The organism is Thalassospira lucentensis (assembly GCF_032921865.1).
Lineage (GTDB): Bacteria > Pseudomonadota > Alphaproteobacteria > Rhodospirillales > Thalassospiraceae > Thalassospira > Thalassospira lucentensis_A.
The window spans coordinates 1,501,463-1,517,262 of the sequence record NZ_CP136684.1 but is presented as its reverse complement, the minus strand read 5'-3'; the positions used below and the strand labels follow the sequence as shown (position 1 = coordinate 1,517,262).

The window sequence follows — 15,800 nt, the reverse complement described above, 5'->3', positions numbered from 1 at the left end:
GTTTAAATCCCGAGATCCTTGCGCAGGAAGGTGAACAAGGGTTCTTTTTTCGCGATAAGATCGGCGACACAGGGCACCGGTTTTTCAGTGACGAGCCGTTCTGCCAGTGACTTGTCCGAATTGACGGGCAGGTTAATCAGTTCCGACACAGGGACTCCAAGGCTGCCCATGCAGCCGATTGTACCGGACACTGTTGCGCGTAATTTGGCAAGTCCACAGGGTGCTTCGCAGAAATCTCCCCTGTAAGTACTTTGCCAAGGCAGAAGGTTCTGGTGACGGCCTTGCAAGATGGCTGCAGAGGCTGAACTATAAATACCAATTCCCGGTGTCTGAAACAGTTTTGTGATGTGGGCCGGGCCGCTATCGGCCAGCACGACATAATCCTGTTCGCTGATGAAAGACACAAGATTTCCGATGGTTTTGAAGCCATCGACAATCCGGATATTCGGCTGGTCAAACGGTCCTATCGTATCCTTGTACTTCTTCATCACACCCTGATAGGCGTTAAGGATCAGGGTGATGTCAAATCCGGCTTTTGCAAGAAATTCTGCGATTTCGCGTACCAGTGCAGGCGGCAGGGTGCGAAGCGGCGAAGATGCCATTGGCAGAATGCCGATCCTGGCACCCGGTGCCAGCTTCGGCGAACGCTTCGATGCAAGCGGGATTGGGGAAATGTCGAAAGCCTCGCAAAGTGCCTCTTCCGGGTTTACCGGCATGGTCGCGATATCTTTCCAACCTTCCATCTCGCTGAAGTCGATCAGGTAATCAAATGTCTTCAGTCGTTTGACCGAAATAAAAAGCTGAAAAACCGTGACATCGGAAAGGGTTGCAAATATGTCCGATGCGCTACCACTGTTAAGCACGGCAATCTTTGCACGAGGATATTTTACCGCAAAAGCCCGCAAAAACAGGGCCATGCCAACACAATCGCCAATCGCATCATCGGGGATCAGGAACAGAACCCGTTTGCGATCAAAATCAGTATCGGCCCATGCATCGCGTGCCAACACATCAGGATGAACAGTGTCTGAAATGATCTTTACCGACGGGGCATTGGCCAGAACTTGTTGCCGCAAAAGCGATGTTGTACGCGTCAGATATGCAGGGCTGTTGTCGGATGCTTGTGTGAGCTCCGCACTGACATTGGGCAGACCGAACCGGAACGGCTGTTTTGACGCGAACCGGGTAAATTTTTTCCGGGCGGGATGGTGATGTGCAGGCATTGGCGGGCGATCTCCGGTCACCTTTTACTCGGTGTTATGTGGCAGAGAACCCGATCCCGGCCAAAGATGCAACGCCAGATCCCCTTAACATGGCAACATTGTCAGGGTTTATGCCGCCAAGGGCAATGGGGATGAGGCCAAGACTCCGGCAAAGGGCGGTTCGTTGCAGAAAGGCCGAAAATGCCATACCCGGTTGGTCAGGATGGCTTTCGGTGGCAAAAACCGGCGAGATCAGAACCCCGTCCGGGCGTTGATCGGGGGTAAGAAGTGCCAGCAGGTGCAGCGTTTGCAATCTGTGGCAGGCAGACGTCACAAGCATGTCGCGTGGAATTTGCCGATAGGCATGCGGTGTTTTCCTAATGCGGTATTCCGGCAAATGGATACCGTCGGCATCAAGGTGCAATGCCAATGCCAGATCATCGGCGATCAGACAGAGATGGCCGTATTGGCGACAGGTGCGTCGGACCCGGTAGGCTAGTTTGCTGCGGTCCGCAGGCGCGAGGTCGTAATGACGAAAGATCACCATACTTCGGGATGGCAGGCCGATGATAGCTGGGATCGGATCGGGCAGGCGCTTTTCATCGGTCATCAGCACGATCGACGGGATCGGGCAGTTCGGGCCGCCATTGCGTAAATTGAGTTGGCGTGCCTGCTTTGCCAGTGTGGCATCCATTGATAGTATCCCGATTCTGTTCAACCGATTCCTGTTCCGATTTAGGCCATCATCCATGAGCGATCATATTCTGTCATCCGGCAATGCCGATATCGCGGCCAATCTTGCCAAAATTCAGCAAAATATCGACACAGCCTGTGCGGTGGTTGGCCGCGAAAACAGCGATGTGACCCTGATCTGCGTCAGCAAGAACCATGATGCAGATCATGTGCGCCCTGCACTTGTCGCCGGGCGTCGGGTGTTTGGTGAAAACCGGGTGCAGGAAGCCGCAGGAAAGTGGCCGGGCTTGCGCGAACAGTTCCCCGATATCGAGCTGCACCTTATCGGGCCGCTTCAGACCAACAAGCTGAAGGATGCCGTTGCCCTGTTTGATGTGATTGAGACCGTTGACCGGCCAAAACTTGCCAATGCGCTGGCAAAACACCGGGACAATACCGGTGAATGCCCTGACCTTTATATCCAGATCAATATCGGTGAAGAACCGCAAAAGGCAGGCATAGACCCGGCGGATGCCGACCCGTTTATCACCGATTGCATCGAACGCCTGAAATTGCCGATCAAGGGACTAATGTGCATACCGCCGGTGGATGAGGAACCGGCACAGCATTTTGCGCTATTGGGTAAAATCGCCGACCGTCATGGCCTGACCATTCGCAGCATGGGAATGAGTGGTGATTACGAGGCGGCAATCCGGCTTGGCGCGACACATATCCGTGTCGGGACAGCCATTTTTGGGTCGCGGGGCTATTAAATTGCCAGAAGGTGCCATTCAGGGGCACCAAAAATGCAATTTCAGCCGATCTTATTGCAAATAAAGTGCTGTTTAGGCCGGTTTAAGACCATTAAAGCGTTGTTTTTGAGCAAAATCCGGAATCTGGCAAAAAATGTGGATAACTTGGCCAGAAGTATAGGACGCATTCAAAGCCGTTTTGTGACGAAAAAAATCAAAAAAAATCCCGCCGGACGGTTTGGTCCGGCGGGTTTCTTGCAAATCGGCATGATTTCAAGGGGGAGCACGCGTGCGGATCAGGGAACCAGTTTATAACCACCCGGTTCGGTCACCAGAATCGTCGCGTTTGATGGATCCTTTTCAATTTTCTGGCGCAGGCGATAGACGTGGGTTTCCAGCGTGTGGGTCGTCACCCCTGCGTTATAGCCCCAAACCTCATCAAGCAGGGTTTCGCGTGTGACCGGCTTGTCGCCAGCCCGGAACAAGAATTTCAGGATCGAGGTTTCCTTTTCCGTCAGGCGAACTTTTTTCTCGGTCGCTGTTTCGATCAGAAGTTTGGCGCTGGGCTGAAAGCTGTAGGGGCCGATCACGAAAACAGCGTCTTCGCTTTGTTCGTGCTGGCGGATATGGGCACGAATGCGTGCCAGCAGCACGTTCAGGCGGAACGGTTTGGTAACATAGTCGTTGGCACCCGATTCAAGGCCTAGGATCGTGTCGGAATCGCTATCGGCACCGGTCAGCATGATGATCGGGGATTTGACCCCGGCGCGCCGCATCAGCTTGCAGACATCGCGGCCATCCATATCGGGCAGACCGACATCAAGAAGGATAATGTCGTAGTAATTTTCTTTGGCGACTTCGAGGGCGTTTTGGCCGCTATTGGCAACGACACATTCGAATTCCTCATGAAGCCGGAGTTGTTCGGTGAGAGACTGGCTCAGTGCCGCGTCATCTTCAACCACCAGAACCTGTTTACCTGTCGACATTCGCCATCCCTTGCTGCTTGCTAAATCCCGTCTATATTCTGAGCCTGCCGACGGTTCTTTTTGTGGCATTGTTCTCGTAGGCCCGCCATATACTTAGGATTAGAGTCTCATACTGCGTTTTCAAGAACAAACTGTTTTCGCTTTAGCCCATTGACGTGCATCTTATCCAGCCCCATACCGACCGGATCGCGATGTTGTGATCATCCGTGACAGACCCTGAAGAAACAAAGACTGCAATGACCCAATCTGCTGCCGTGCCATCGAAAGCCAATGTTTCCGCGACCGATCTGGTGACCGTATCGCGTGCTGTTGCCGATTTGCGGCGCGGTGAAATCGTTCTGGTTCAGGGACAGGCAAACGGCATTGCCCATTGTGTTGCAGTTATTGCCGCCGAACCGCTTTCGGATCAAGGGCTTGCAAGGCTTCATGACATTGCCGGTAAAAGCGGAAATACCGCGATTGTTTTGCCGCGCGTGCGGGCCAAGTCACTGGGACAGGCCTGCAAGAACGATCATTTCATTGCTTTTGTAAGTGCAAAAAAGTCCGGCGTTGATGCACAGACCCTGGCCGAGATCGCCAATCCGTTGCTGGACCTTGAAAGCATGCCTGCTGGTGCATGGCGCCCGGTTACTATGGCCGAAAGTGCAGCCATACGGCTTGCCAAGCTGGCAAGGTTGTTGCCAGCTGTCGTGATCGCGCCGGTTGAACCTGAGCAGCTTGAAATGTTGTCGAAGGCGCAGAACCTTCTGGTGCTGCAGTCTGAGAGCATCAACGGATACGAAGACGCATCCGCTGCGACCCTGCGTCAGGTCAGTGAAGCGCGCGTGCCGCTGGAAAATGCCGAAAATGCCACGGTGATTGCGTTTCGTCCCGAAGATGGCGGCCAGGAACATCTGGCGATTGTGATCGATGAACCGGCACATGATCAGCCGGTTTTGATCCGCTTGCATTCGGAATGCTTTACCGGGGATTTGATCGGATCGCTCAGGTGCGATTGTGGGCCGCAATTGCGCGGGGCAATTGCCGAAATTGCCAAAAGCGGGCAGGGCGGGATTATCCTTTATCTGCGACAGGAAGGGCGCGGTATCGGGCTTGTGAACAAGCTGCGTGCCTATGCGTTGCAGGACCGCGGATTTGATACGCTTGATGCCAACGAGGAACTTGGCTTTGATGCCGATGAACGTGTTTATCGTCCGGCGGCTGAAATGCTGCGCCAGATGGGCTTTGAAACCGTTCGGCTTTTGACCAACAACCCCGAAAAGCTTACCGGACTTGAAAGCTGGGGCGTGACCGTGGTTGAACGCGTACCGCACAAATTTCCTTCCAACGGTCATAACGAATTTTACCTTCAGACCAAGAAGGATCGGGCCGGTCACCTGTTTTAATCCTTGCATGACGGCTCGCGTGGGTTAACAGCAGGGAGGCATTATCATGACCTTCCTGATTGCCACCCGGCAGAAGATTCCGACGGGCAGTTTTACGTCATGTCTGAATTATAAAAATCCTTTTAAAATCAACGAATTGATAAATTCCAAAACTGGCACTCCTTTTGCAAAATAGTCGGCAAGAGGAGGACAGACATGTCGATTGGTGCAGATTGGCGGCAAATATCGCCCGGCAACGGGGCAAGCATTGCAAGCGGAACGGCTGGTAGCGCTTCTGCCGGATCAAGTGCGGCCAAGCAGCTTGTCGATGGTGAGCCGGAAGAACGAAGCTTTTCCGAATATGTATTCGGCGATGACGGCTTTGAATTCACCGATTTCCTCGACGTGATCAATCCTTTGCAGCATATCCCCGGCGTGGGCATGATTTACCGCAGCATCACCGGTGACGAGCTGGGGAATGGTGCGCGGGTTGTCGGCGGTGGTTTGTTTGGCGGTATTTTCGGTCTGGCCGGTGCAGCCGTTGATGCGGTTGTCGATCTGACGACCGGAGAGGATACCGGTTCGCACATCATGGCAATGTTCGAGGACGACCAAGCCCCGGCAGACCTGCCTGTGATGGCTGATGCATCCGGTGCCGGTGTCGCCACCGGTGGTGCAGGCGATCTTGTTCTGCCATGGGCGGCTGGTGATACATCAATGGCGGGTATCAATGGCGTGCCGGTCGATCCGGCCGAACAGGCAACTATTACCAATGTCGCCCCAGTGGCCGGTGTTGAAACGCTGGCAATGAACGGCGCGTCAGCCGCGGCAGCCAAATCCGGTACGAACGCATACAATGCGGCTGATCTGGTGACGCCGTGGGGTGGTGTAGAAAGTAATACCGGTACCAAACTGGTAACCAGCCCGACCACAGCGCAAACCGTGGCGCAGTCGGTTGCCCCGCAACCAGCAGCACCTTCCGATGATCCGGCAATCCAGGCTGCCCAGCGCCTTTTGGCGCAGGCAGGCGATGATGTTGCTGGCACGAATATCAATGCACAGGATGCCGATCCGGCCGAACTGGCCGTGGCGATAGCCCGTGCTGGACAGACCGATATTGCATCAAACATGACCATGCGCGCTGCAGAAGCCAGCCGGAATGGTCATCAGGGCATGATCCAGCGCGCCTCCTTTAACAGCGATAATGGCGATACGGTCTGGGCACGTGCACAAAGTTCCGGCCGTCTGAGCCGTGGTCCTTCGCAATTTGGTGTGTCCCCGGAAATCGCCGCGCGCGACGCAAAATATGCCAAGCTTAATCAGGATGACGTGACCAAACAGGCGGCATCGCAGAAGCCCAATACAGGACTATCAGCACAGCAGGGGCAACAAGGCCCGTTGAGTGCTGCGGAAATGGCGGCACGCTTTAATGCGGCCCTTGGCCGTGACCGCGCGCAGACGATGGCAAATGATGCTGTTGCGTCGACCAATGCAGTTGCGCAGGATAAACCCACGGTTAGCAATCAGGCCAACCGCAATGATGGCGCTATCAATACCCGGCAAGTTGCGCGCAACGATAGTGCAGCCGAGGTCGAAACCGTCCATCCCCTGATGGAGCAGGCGCAAACCCATGTGCAGAATGACGAGCCGGTCGGTGTCTGGTTCAGCCAGACCATGATGGACGGATTGAAAAAATATCAGGCAATGCAGCAAAGCCGCCAGCAGCCTGTGGGCAATTCGATCTGATCATCAGATCTCGAGGCATAAAAAAACCGGCAGTCATATGATTGCCGGTTTTTGTTTTGATTTGGCAATAAAATTCTAGCTGTTCAGGAAACCAACGATTTCCTTGACCTCTTTGAGGATCGGCTGGGCAATTGCATTGGCACGTTCTGCACCCTTTGCCAGAATTGCGTCGATATAGGTGTTATCGGCCTTGAGACGTGCCATTTCTTCGGTGATCGGGGCCAGTTTTTCGACAACGACATCGGTCAGAGCCTGCTTGAAGCCCGAGAATTGGGTTCCACCATGTTCGGCCAAAACGTCAGCGACATTTGCATCGGTCAAGGCCGCATAGATGGTGATCAGATTCTTGGCTTCGGGGCGGCCCTCAAGACCGGCGGCTTCGCTTGGTAGCGGTTCCGGATCGGTTTTGGCCTTGCGGATTTTTTTGGCCAGCGTATCGGCATCATCCGTCATGTTGATGCGCGACATGTCCGATGCATCGGATTTCGACATCTTTTTCGAACCGTCACGCAGTGACATCACACGTGTTGCCGGACCAAGGATTAGCGGATCCGGCTGGGGGAAAAACTCGACACCGAAATCGTTGTTGAATTTGATCGCGATGTCGCGGGTCAGTTCAAGATGCTGCTTCTGGTCTTCGCCAACTGGCACATGGGTGGCCTTGTAAGCCAGAATGTCGGCTGCCATCAGACTCGGATAGGCATAAAGACCAAGTGATGCGTTTTCACGATTCTTGCCAGCCTTTTCCTTGAACTGGGTCATGCGATTGAGCCAGCCGATGCGCGCGACACAGTTGAAAATCCAAGCCAGTTCAGCATGGGCCGAAACCTGGCTTTGATTGAACAGGACATGTTTTTCCGGATCGATGCCAGATGCAATCATACTGGCAGCAAGTTCGCGGATATTGGAACGCAGTTCATTGGGCTCTTGCCAGACGGTGATGGCATGAAGGTCAACGACGCAGAAGATGCATTCGAAATCCTTCTGAAGGGTGACCCAGTTGCGGATCGCGCCAAGATAGTTGCCAAGATGAAGATTACCGGTGGGCTGAGCACCTGAAAAAACACGTTCCATAACGATGTCGTCCATTTCCAAAAAATATGTTGAGTGACCTGCATGCTCCGCCAGGTTTTGGACACCCGCCGGCGGACGAGCCTGCAAATCTTCGGGCGGGAGTTAAGCCGCCGGACCGGATTTGGTCAAGCGGCTTGTCCCGAAATGACCGAAATAACATGCAATATCCGTACTCAGACGGTTTTGCCGCGTTTCAGCGTGGTCTTGAGTTCGGAAAAACTGGTGGCACCGCAAAGCTGGGCGGTAATGGCGTAAACCAGTAATCCGCCACAGACCAGACCGGCCATGGTGATGATGCGCGTGATCGACAGAGCATCATTCTGCCAAAGCCAGGTGATGGCAAACCATAGCGCCACCCCCATCAATACCGATGATAGCAGGATGCGCGGAACGCGGCGTTTGAGTCGGTCGTCAAAAACAAGATCGCCGCGTTTGTGCAAAATCCATCCCAGTGACAGGGCATTGATCCAGACCGAAGTCGAGGTCGCGGCTGCGATGCCAAGATGGCCAAATGCCGGCATCAGGGCGACAATCAGCACGATATTGATCACCATGGCGGTAATGCCGATGCGGATCGGGGTTTTGGTGTCTTCGCGTGCGAAAAAGCCGGGGGCCAGAACTTTGACCAGAACCGACGCCGGCAGGCCAAAGGCAAAAATGGTCAGGGCCATTCCGGTCATCAGTGTTTCACTGGTGCCAAAGGCGCCGCGCTCAAACAGGACATTGATAATCGGAATCCCCATCACACCAAGTGCGACGGCAGAAGGCAGCGTCAGCAGCAAGGCGATTTCGATACCGCGATTCTGGCTATACATTGCGATTTTCGGGTCTGAACCCTGAAGCTGGCGCGACAGGGTAGGCAGCAGTGCAGTGCCAATTGCAATGCCTATGACGCCAAGCGGTAATTGATGGACGCGGTCAGCGTAGTAAAGCCAGGATACCGCACCATCCGAAACAAGAGATGCCAGCATGGTATCAATCAGAAGGTTCAACTGATAGACGCCTGCACCGATCATGCCCGGGATCATTCGTTTGCCCAGCAGTTTCACGCGGTCATCAATTTTGGGCAATTGCCATTTGATGGCAAAGCCGGCGCGCTTGCAGGCAATCACCAGACAGATGAACTGAGCGACACCGGCAATCGCAACCCCCCATGACAGGGCATGGGCCGGGGTTTCGGTCATGGGTGTCAGCCCCAGAAGGGCACCAATCAGACAGATATTAAGGATGATCGGGGCACCAGCGGCAGCGGCGTAGCGGTGCAGGGTGTTCAGAACCCCTGACATCAGGGCAACAGCCGAAATGAACGCGAGATAGGGGAAGGTAATGCGTGACAGTTCGACAGCAAGGGAGAATTTTTCCGGGTCTTCGGCAAAGCCTGGTGCAAAGACATGCATTGCCCAGGGCATGGTGATTTCGATGATCGCGACCAGAAAGCCGGTAATCAGGACTAGCATCGACATGGCGCGTGCGGCAAATTCGCGCGCCACATCAATGCCGCGTTTTTCGATATCACCGGCCAGCATGGGCACAAAGGCAGCGTTAAACGCGCCTTCGCCAAACAGGCGGCGAAACAGGTTGGGGAATTTGAACGCCACGAAAAAGGCATCGGCCATGCCGCCGGCACCGAGCATCGCGGCAATCATGATGTCACGGGCAAAGCCCAGAAGACGCGAGATCAGGGTAAAACCACTGACCGTGGCAATGGAACGTACAAGCGACATTCGCGATCAAATCCGAATTAGATTATGAACCAGAGTATGTTTTTATGGCAGCAAAGATGCAGCCAGCTCGGCAGGTATGAAATCTGCCAGTCGAAAGTGAATAACTCGTAATGACGGCGGATTGGCGGTGGTTAAAGCGGGATCATTTCTATGCACAGTGACGTCCGAACGTTGAACTTTTGTGAAATGGCGCGTGTTTTTGTAAAAAAATTCAGCTGGTTGTGATAGCCGTCACAGAAAACATGTCGCATTCCTCATACATTGCATCTCGCTGAGGATTCGTTGGGACGCGAGCCTCGCTATTCTGACCGGACGAGGGATAAAGGCGCTCCACCTCAACCTGCTGCACTCCGAGGAATATGATGTTACGGGACAACAGGCCATAACATCAGGTTTCAGGACCGACCAGCCCTCGTCCGTTCAAACTTCCGATACAAAACAGAATTCGATCATGGCGCTTGCGCCATTGAACACGGATCCCCGCCGGGGCGATTTGGCGTTTGGCCAATCGCAGGGGCGGGGGTTTTGTGTTTTCGGGATCGTGTTCAGCCGTTTTCCAATGTCTGTGTCAGGGTTTCCTTGACCTGCAGAAACTTGGTGCGGCTGTCAATTTTCAAACCAAACACATCCTTGACGTAGAAAACGTCAACCGCGCGTTCGCCAAAGGTTGAAATACGGGCTGAAGCGATTTGCAGCGACAAATCGCGCAATGTGCGGGTGACATCGTAAAGCAGACCTTGCCGGTCACGCGCGGTGATTTCGATCACGGTGTGGGTGCGGCTGGCCTTGTTATCGATGATGACATTTGGCTCGACCTTGAAGACTGCCGTGCGGTGCTTGTTATCCTTGATCTGGCGGCGTTCGATTTCCTGACTGGGACGCAGACGACCCGAAATCACCTGTTCAAGCGTTTCGCGCAGTTTTTCGAGCTTGGCTTTGTCGTTAAATGCCTCGCCATTGGTATCCTGAATAAAGAAGGTATCAAGTGCCATGCCATCGGCAAGGGTCAGGATTTTGGCATCGACAACGTTGGCCCCGCAAAGCGCCATCGACCCGGCAATCTGGGAAAACAGGCCAGGATGGTCGGTGGTGTGAACAATAATTTCGGTGGCGTCGATGTCGGTTTCGATACGCATATCGACGGTGATGTCCGCCCCGCTTGCTTTGGCATCACGGGTCAGATGGGCATGACGCACATGGGTTTCGGTATCAAAACTGAGCCAGTAGGAAGGATAGCCGCGATCAATGAAATCCTCGACATCCTGTTCTGACCAGTCAGAACCGGGTGCGGTAAGGGCATCACGCAATTCCTGCTGGGCGCGCGCGACGCGCGAATCGCGACTGTCGGCATTCAGGCCACCCGAAAGCAGATCATCGGTGGCATAGAAAAGTTCGCGTAGGAGCGTCGCTTTCCACCCATTCCAGACATTCGGACCTACTGCTCGGATATCGGCAACCGTGAGGCACAGCAACAAACGCAACCGTTCCTGTGACTGGACCAGATCGGCAAAGGCGCGAATGGTAGTCGGATCGTTCAGATCGCGCTTGAATGCGGTCAGGCTCATCCACAGATGGGCCTTAACCAGCCATGCGACGGTTTCGGTATCAGCAGGCGACAGACCAAGACGCGGGCAAAGCTTTTCGGCGACTTCGGCACCGAGTTCGGAATGATCACCGCCCCGGCCTTTGGCTATATCATGGAGTAATACCGCGACATAAAGTACGCGACGTGAAATCACCTTTTCCATGATGCGGGTTGCAACCGGGGCTTCTTCGGCCAGCTCGCCACGTTCGATCTGGTTCAATATGCCAATCGCACGGATGGTATGCTCGTCCACCGTATAGGTGTGGTACATGTCATATTGCATCTGGGCAACGACACGACCGAAATCCGGGATGAAGCGGCCCAGCAATCCAGCCTCGTTCATTTTGCGAAGCGGGATATCCGGGGTATCGCGGTGGGTGAGGATTTCAAGGAAGACCTCGTTTGCGGCCGGATCTTTTTGCAGCTTGTGATCAACTAGTTTCAGACTTTGCGTCACCCATCGCAGTGTTTCGGGGTGAATGCCAACCCCGTTCTGATGGGCGACAAGAAACAGGCGCAAAATCTGGATCGGATCATTTTGAAGGGTTTCGAGGCTATCGACCGTCAGGCGATCATTGCGTAGCTGAAAACCGTCGACTTCCTTGCTGCCAAAGAAGCGGGCCGGAAAGCGAATCAGGGGTTTGCGTTGATGACGTTCTTCAAGGGCAGCACAGAAGATGCGGGTTAGGTTGCCGACATGCTTCACCATCAGATAATAGTGTTTCATGAAGCGTTCGACGCCTGACGCGCCGGCATGATCGGTATAGCCAAGCTTATCGGCAATATCGCGCTGCATATCAAATGTCAGGCGGTCTTCTTCACGCCCGGTCAGGTAGTGCAGCCAGCAGCGCACCGACCACAGGAAGTTTTGTGCTTTCAGAAATCCTTGTGCTTCCTTGCGGGTCAGCACCTTGAGGTCGACCAGTTCAAGCGGGTTGCTGACGCGGTAAAGGTATTTGCCAATCCAGAACAGTGTATGAAGATCGCGAAGGCCACCCTTCCCATCCTTGACATTGGGTTCAACGACATAACGTGAGTCACCCATGCGGATATGGCGTTCATCGCGCTCGTTCAGTTTGCCTTCGATGAATTCAAGCCCGGTGCCCTTGACCAGTTCTTCCATGAATCGGGTGCGGAAGGTTTTATAGACATCCTCATCCGCCCACACGAACCGGCTTTCAAGCAGGTTTGTGCGGATGGTGATGTCCTGTTTGCCCATGCGCAGGCAATCATCGATCGAACGGGTGGCATGACCGACCTTAAGCCCCAGATCCCAAAGCATATAAAGGATGTATTCGACAACCTGTTCGCCATGCGCGGTTTGTTTGTAGGGAAACAGAAACAAGATATCGACATCGGATTGCGGCGCCATATCGCCGCGACCGTAACCGCCAACTGCGACAACCGCCATGCGTTGTTCATTGGTTGGATTGTGCAGAGGATAGACGAATTTCAGGGCGAAATCGTGGATCAAACGCACGATCTGATCGATCAGGAAGCTGTTGGAGAATACCGCGTCCTGCCCGGAATTGGTTTCTTCGAAGCGGGCACGAATGACCTTACGGCCTTCTTCAAGAACGGTTTTGAGGCGTTTGAGGATTTCTGCACGCTGTTTGAAGGATGTCAGCTCTGCATTGGCAGCGATGGACTCAAGCTCGGCAAAGATTTTGCGGCGGTCGATGATTTCGCGCTGTTTCTTGATTCTATACGTCACTTGAAGCGGTTTCCTTGGGTCGGGTCTGGTTTGGCCAGTTAGATCTTAATAGGCAGGTTGCCCTTTGGGCATGTCCCAATGCATATGGCATGCCGTATTGCCAATGCCAGTCGCAAGCGGCCCTCCAGAGAGTGTAGCATCAAAAAGCAAACAGGCACTTGCCTGATATAAGGGCAAAGTGCCTGCTTTTAATGCGATGACCGACCGTTATTTTCGGGCGACCCGGAATCAATCGCGCATGGCACGCAAACGATATAGCGCGTCAAGGGCTTCGCGTGGGGTCATGTTGTCGGGATCGATTTCACCCACCGCGTCCAGAAGAGCCTTCTGTACCGGCGATAATGCCGGGGTTTTGACTTTTTCTTCCTGTTTAACCTGCTCAATCGCGGCAGCAAAAAGCGGCAGATCGTCAGCCAGTTTTGAAACGGCACCGCCCTGTTCGCCCTTTTCAAGGGTCTTAAGCACCTGTTCGGCGCGTTTGATTACCGGTTTGGGCAGGCCAGCAAGCTGGGCGACATGAATGCCATAAGACCGATCCGCACTGCCCGCGCCAACTTCGTGGAGGAAGACGACTTCGCCCTGCCATTCCTTGATCAGCATTGTGTGACAGGACAGATGGGCGAGCTTGGCGGCAAGGGCTGTCAGTTCATGATAGTGAGTTGCGAAAAGGCCGCGACATTTATTGACCTCATGCAGATTTTCGACAACCGCCCAGGCAATCGACAAACCATCAAATGTTGCCGTGCCGCGCCCGATTTCATCAAGGATCACCAGTGAACGATCGGATGCCTGATTAAGGATGGCGGCGGTTTCGACCATTTCAACCATGAAGGTCGACCGGCCACGCGCCAGATCATCCGCTGCCCCGACGCGCGAAAACAGCCGGTCAATCACACCGATATGGGCGGTTTCAGCGGGCACAAAGGCACCGATTTGGGCCAGAACCGCGATCAGGGCATTCTGCCGCAGGAAAGTCGATTTACCGGCCATGTTAGGGCCAGTAATCAGCCACAGGCTTTGTTCGCCTTCAAGGCGGCAGTCATTGGCGACAAAGGGGCTGTCGCCATTTTCGCGCAGGGCGGCTTCCACCACCGGATGGCGACCACCACGAATATCAAAGGCAAGGCTGTCATCAATGGTCGGGCGGATGCATCCCTGATCACGCGCCAGTTCGGCCAAGGCGGCCGACACATCAAGTCCGGCCAGCGCCTGCGCGCAGAGGGCAATGGCATCGGCATGTTCAAGTACATTTGAGACCAGTGTGTCAAACAGTTCAAGTTCAAGCGCAAGCGCCTGATCCCCGGCCTTGGAAACCTTGCTTTCGAGTTCGGATAACTCGACTGTGGTAAAACGGACCGCATTAGCCATGGTCTGGCGATGAATAAATTCATCGATTTCCATCATCCGGTCGGCCTGCTTGGCCGGTACTTCGATGAAGTAGCCAAGGACGTTGTTGTGCTTGACCTTAAGGCTGGTGATGGCCGTTTGTTCGGTATAGCGGGCTTGAAGATTGGCGATCAGCTTTTTGCTTTCGCTTGAAAGCATGCGCAGTTCATCAAGCGGTGGGTGATAGCCGCCCGCTATAAAGCCGCCGTCACGTGCCAGCAGCGGCAGATTCTCGCTGAGCGACCGGCGCAGCAAATCAACCAGATCGCCGTGATGGCCCATATCGGTCAGATGATCGACAAGTGCAGCAGGCTGGGTCGTTAGCCCGTCATTGCCGCCATCGGGCTTGTGCAGAAGGTTGCCAATTGCAAAGGCACAGGCCAGGCCATCGCGCATCGCAGCAAGGTCGCGCGGGCCGCCACGGCCTACCGAAAGACGCGACAGCGCACGTTCAATATCGGGGCATTCGCCGAGGGCGGACCGCAAATCGGACCGCAGGGCATCGCGATCATGGAAATATGAAACCAGATCAAGACGTTTATTGATCGTGCTCGCATCGGTCAGCGGTGCGGACAGGCGGGCAGCCAGCAAGCGAGCCCCGGCGCCAGTCCGGGTACGGTCGATGACCGAAAGAAGCGATCCCTTGCGTTCGCCTGATTGGGTCTGGGTCAGTTCCAGCGACCGCCGGGTGGCGGCATCGATTTCCATCGCGGCACCCGCAGCCATGCGTTGCGGCGGGGAAAGGCGCGGCATCTGGCCCTTCTGGGTCAGATCGACATAATCGATCAGGGCACCGGCAGCGGAAAGTTCGGCAACTTCAAAGCCGCCAAATGCATCAAGTGCGGCGACTTCATAAAGTTTCTTCAGGCGCAACTGGGCATTTTCGGCATCAAAGCGCGATGCGGGCTGCGGGGTAATAATGTTTTTATATTCAGCATAGATATCGAACATTTCCGAACGGTTCAGAAGTTTGTCCGATATCAGAAGTTCACCCGCGTCAAGACGTGCCAGTGCAGCCGGAAGCCCCCCCATATCGCAGGGTTGAACGTAAAAATCGCCAGTCGACATATCAAGCCACGCCAGACCGACTTTACCGCGGACCTCAGATACAGCGGCCAGATAGTTATGGCGTCGCGCATCCAGAAGACTGTCTTCGGTAAGGGTACCAGGCGTGATCAAACGAACGACACCGCGTTTGACAACGGATTTGGCACCGCGTTTTTTAGCTTCGGCCGGGTCTTCCATCTGTTCGCAAACAGCCACACGGAAACCTTTGCGGATCAGACGCTGCAAATAGGTTTCGTGACTGTGGACCGGAACACCGGCCATGGGAATTTCGTTACCCTGGTGCTTGCCGCGTTTTGTCAGTGCGATATCGAGCGCCTCGGCCGCTTTCACGGCATCGTCGAAGAACAGCTCGTAAAAGTCGCCCATCCGGTAAAACAGAAGGCAGTCCTGATACTGTTCCTTTATTTCAAGGAACTGCATCATCATCGGGGTCGCACCTTCGGTATCGAACGAAAGTGGGACGGTTTTGGTATCGGAAGGATCGGCAATATTGTTCATGACGAGTGTGATAGCAAACCCTGAAGGCA

Annotated in this window: 11 protein-coding genes; 4 read left to right on the top strand and 7 right to left on the bottom strand. The window is 54.4% G+C overall.

Going from position 1 to position 15,800, the window contains the following annotated elements:
- Positions 1–2: 2 nt before the first annotated feature.
- Both R1T41_RS07515 and R1T41_RS07510 read right to left on the bottom strand, forming a co-directional pair.
- Positions 3–1,223: a glycosyltransferase family 9 protein gene (locus tag R1T41_RS07515; RefSeq protein ID WP_317340989.1), complete on the bottom strand. Its 1,221-nt coding sequence runs from the start codon at positions 1,221–1,223 to the stop codon at positions 3–5.
- A gap of 34 nt (positions 1,224–1,257) precedes the next feature.
- The gene (locus R1T41_RS07510) at positions 1,258–1,896 is read right to left on the bottom strand and encodes a thiamine phosphate synthase (RefSeq protein WP_062950081.1); all 639 of its coding nucleotides are present in this window, start codon (positions 1,894–1,896) and stop codon (positions 1,258–1,260) included.
- 55 nt (positions 1,897–1,951) lie between these two features.
- Here R1T41_RS07510 and R1T41_RS07505 point away from each other — a divergent pair, with 55 nt between their 5' ends.
- A complete protein-coding gene (locus tag R1T41_RS07505; RefSeq protein WP_317340987.1) occupies positions 1,952–2,647 on the top strand; it encodes a YggS family pyridoxal phosphate-dependent enzyme in 696 nt (231 codons plus the stop codon).
- Positions 2,648–2,680: 33 nt separating this feature from the next.
- A complete protein-coding gene (locus R1T41_RS07500) occupies positions 2,681–2,941 on the top strand; it encodes a hypothetical protein (protein WP_317340985.1) in 261 nt (86 codons plus the stop codon).
- Here the strand turns inward: R1T41_RS07500 and R1T41_RS07495 are convergent.
- Positions 2,923–3,612 carry a response regulator transcription factor gene (locus tag R1T41_RS07495; protein WP_062950084.1) on the bottom strand — a complete coding sequence of 230 codons (690 nt, stop codon included), beginning with the start codon at positions 3,610–3,612 and terminating at the stop codon, positions 2,923–2,925. The genes R1T41_RS07500 and R1T41_RS07495 overlap by 19 nt on opposite strands.
- Before the next feature lie 236 nt (positions 3,613–3,848).
- Between R1T41_RS07495 and ribA the strand changes: the two genes are divergently transcribed.
- Together ribA and R1T41_RS07485 are read left to right on the top strand one after the other, a co-directional pair.
- Positions 3,849–4,997 (top strand): GTP cyclohydrolase II, encoded by a 1,149-nt coding sequence (ribA, locus tag R1T41_RS07490; RefSeq protein ID WP_062950086.1) that lies wholly within the window; start codon positions 3,849–3,851, stop codon positions 4,995–4,997.
- Between the two features lie 195 nt (positions 4,998–5,192).
- Positions 5,193–6,722 carry a hypothetical protein gene (locus R1T41_RS07485; protein WP_317340981.1) on the top strand — a complete coding sequence of 510 codons (1,530 nt, stop codon included), beginning with the start codon at positions 5,193–5,195 and terminating at the stop codon, positions 6,720–6,722.
- Between the two features lie 75 nt (positions 6,723–6,797).
- Here the strand turns inward: R1T41_RS07485 and trpS are convergent, their stop codons facing one another.
- The 4 genes from trpS to mutS form a co-directional block, all read right to left on the bottom strand.
- The gene (gene trpS / locus R1T41_RS07480) at positions 6,798–7,796 is read right to left on the bottom strand and encodes a tryptophan--tRNA ligase (RefSeq protein ID WP_317340980.1); all 999 of its coding nucleotides are present in this window, start codon (positions 7,794–7,796) and stop codon (positions 6,798–6,800) included.
- A gap of 173 nt (positions 7,797–7,969) precedes the next feature.
- Positions 7,970–9,520, bottom strand: coding sequence for a murein biosynthesis integral membrane protein MurJ (gene murJ, locus R1T41_RS07475; protein WP_317340979.1), 1,551 nt, complete (start codon positions 9,518–9,520; stop codon positions 7,970–7,972).
- A 545-nt stretch (positions 9,521–10,065) separates the two neighbouring features.
- The gene (locus tag R1T41_RS07470; protein WP_317340978.1) at positions 10,066–12,819 is read right to left on the bottom strand and encodes a [protein-PII] uridylyltransferase; all 2,754 of its coding nucleotides are present in this window, start codon (positions 12,817–12,819) and stop codon (positions 10,066–10,068) included.
- A gap of 228 nt (positions 12,820–13,047) precedes the next feature.
- Complete coding sequence (gene mutS, locus R1T41_RS07465) at positions 13,048–15,771, bottom strand: DNA mismatch repair protein MutS (protein ID WP_317340976.1); 2,724 nt, start codon at positions 15,769–15,771, stop codon at positions 13,048–13,050.
- Between the last annotated feature and the right edge of the window lie 29 nt (positions 15,772–15,800).

Bases quoted from the DNA above. Each gene is read 5' to 3' on its own strand.
- R1T41_RS07515 (WP_317340989.1), bottom strand. From the start codon at position 1,223: ATGCCTGCACATCACCATCCCGCCCGGAAAAAATTTACCCGGTTCGCG.
- R1T41_RS07510 (WP_062950081.1), bottom strand. From the start codon at position 1,896: ATGGATGCCACACTGGCAAAGCAGGCACGCCAACTCAATTTACGCAAT.
- R1T41_RS07505 (WP_317340987.1), top strand. From the start codon at position 1,952: ATGAGCGATCATATTCTGTCATCCGGCAATGCCGATATCGCGGCCAAT.
- R1T41_RS07500 (WP_317340985.1), top strand. From the start codon at position 2,681: ATGCAATTTCAGCCGATCTTATTGCAAATAAAGTGCTGTTTAGGCCGG.
- R1T41_RS07495 (WP_062950084.1), bottom strand. From the start codon at position 3,612: ATGTCGACAGGTAAACAGGTTCTGGTGGTTGAAGATGACGCGGCACTG.
- ribA (WP_062950086.1), top strand. From the start codon at position 3,849: ATGACCCAATCTGCTGCCGTGCCATCGAAAGCCAATGTTTCCGCGACC.
- R1T41_RS07485 (WP_317340981.1), top strand. From the start codon at position 5,193: ATGTCGATTGGTGCAGATTGGCGGCAAATATCGCCCGGCAACGGGGCA.
- trpS (WP_317340980.1), bottom strand. From the start codon at position 7,796: ATGGAACGTGTTTTTTCAGGTGCTCAGCCCACCGGTAATCTTCATCTT.
- murJ (WP_317340979.1), bottom strand. From the start codon at position 9,520: ATGTCGCTTGTACGTTCCATTGCCACGGTCAGTGGTTTTACCCTGATC.
- mutS (WP_317340976.1), bottom strand. From the start codon at position 15,771: ATGAACAATATTGCCGATCCTTCCGATACCAAAACCGTCCCACTTTCG.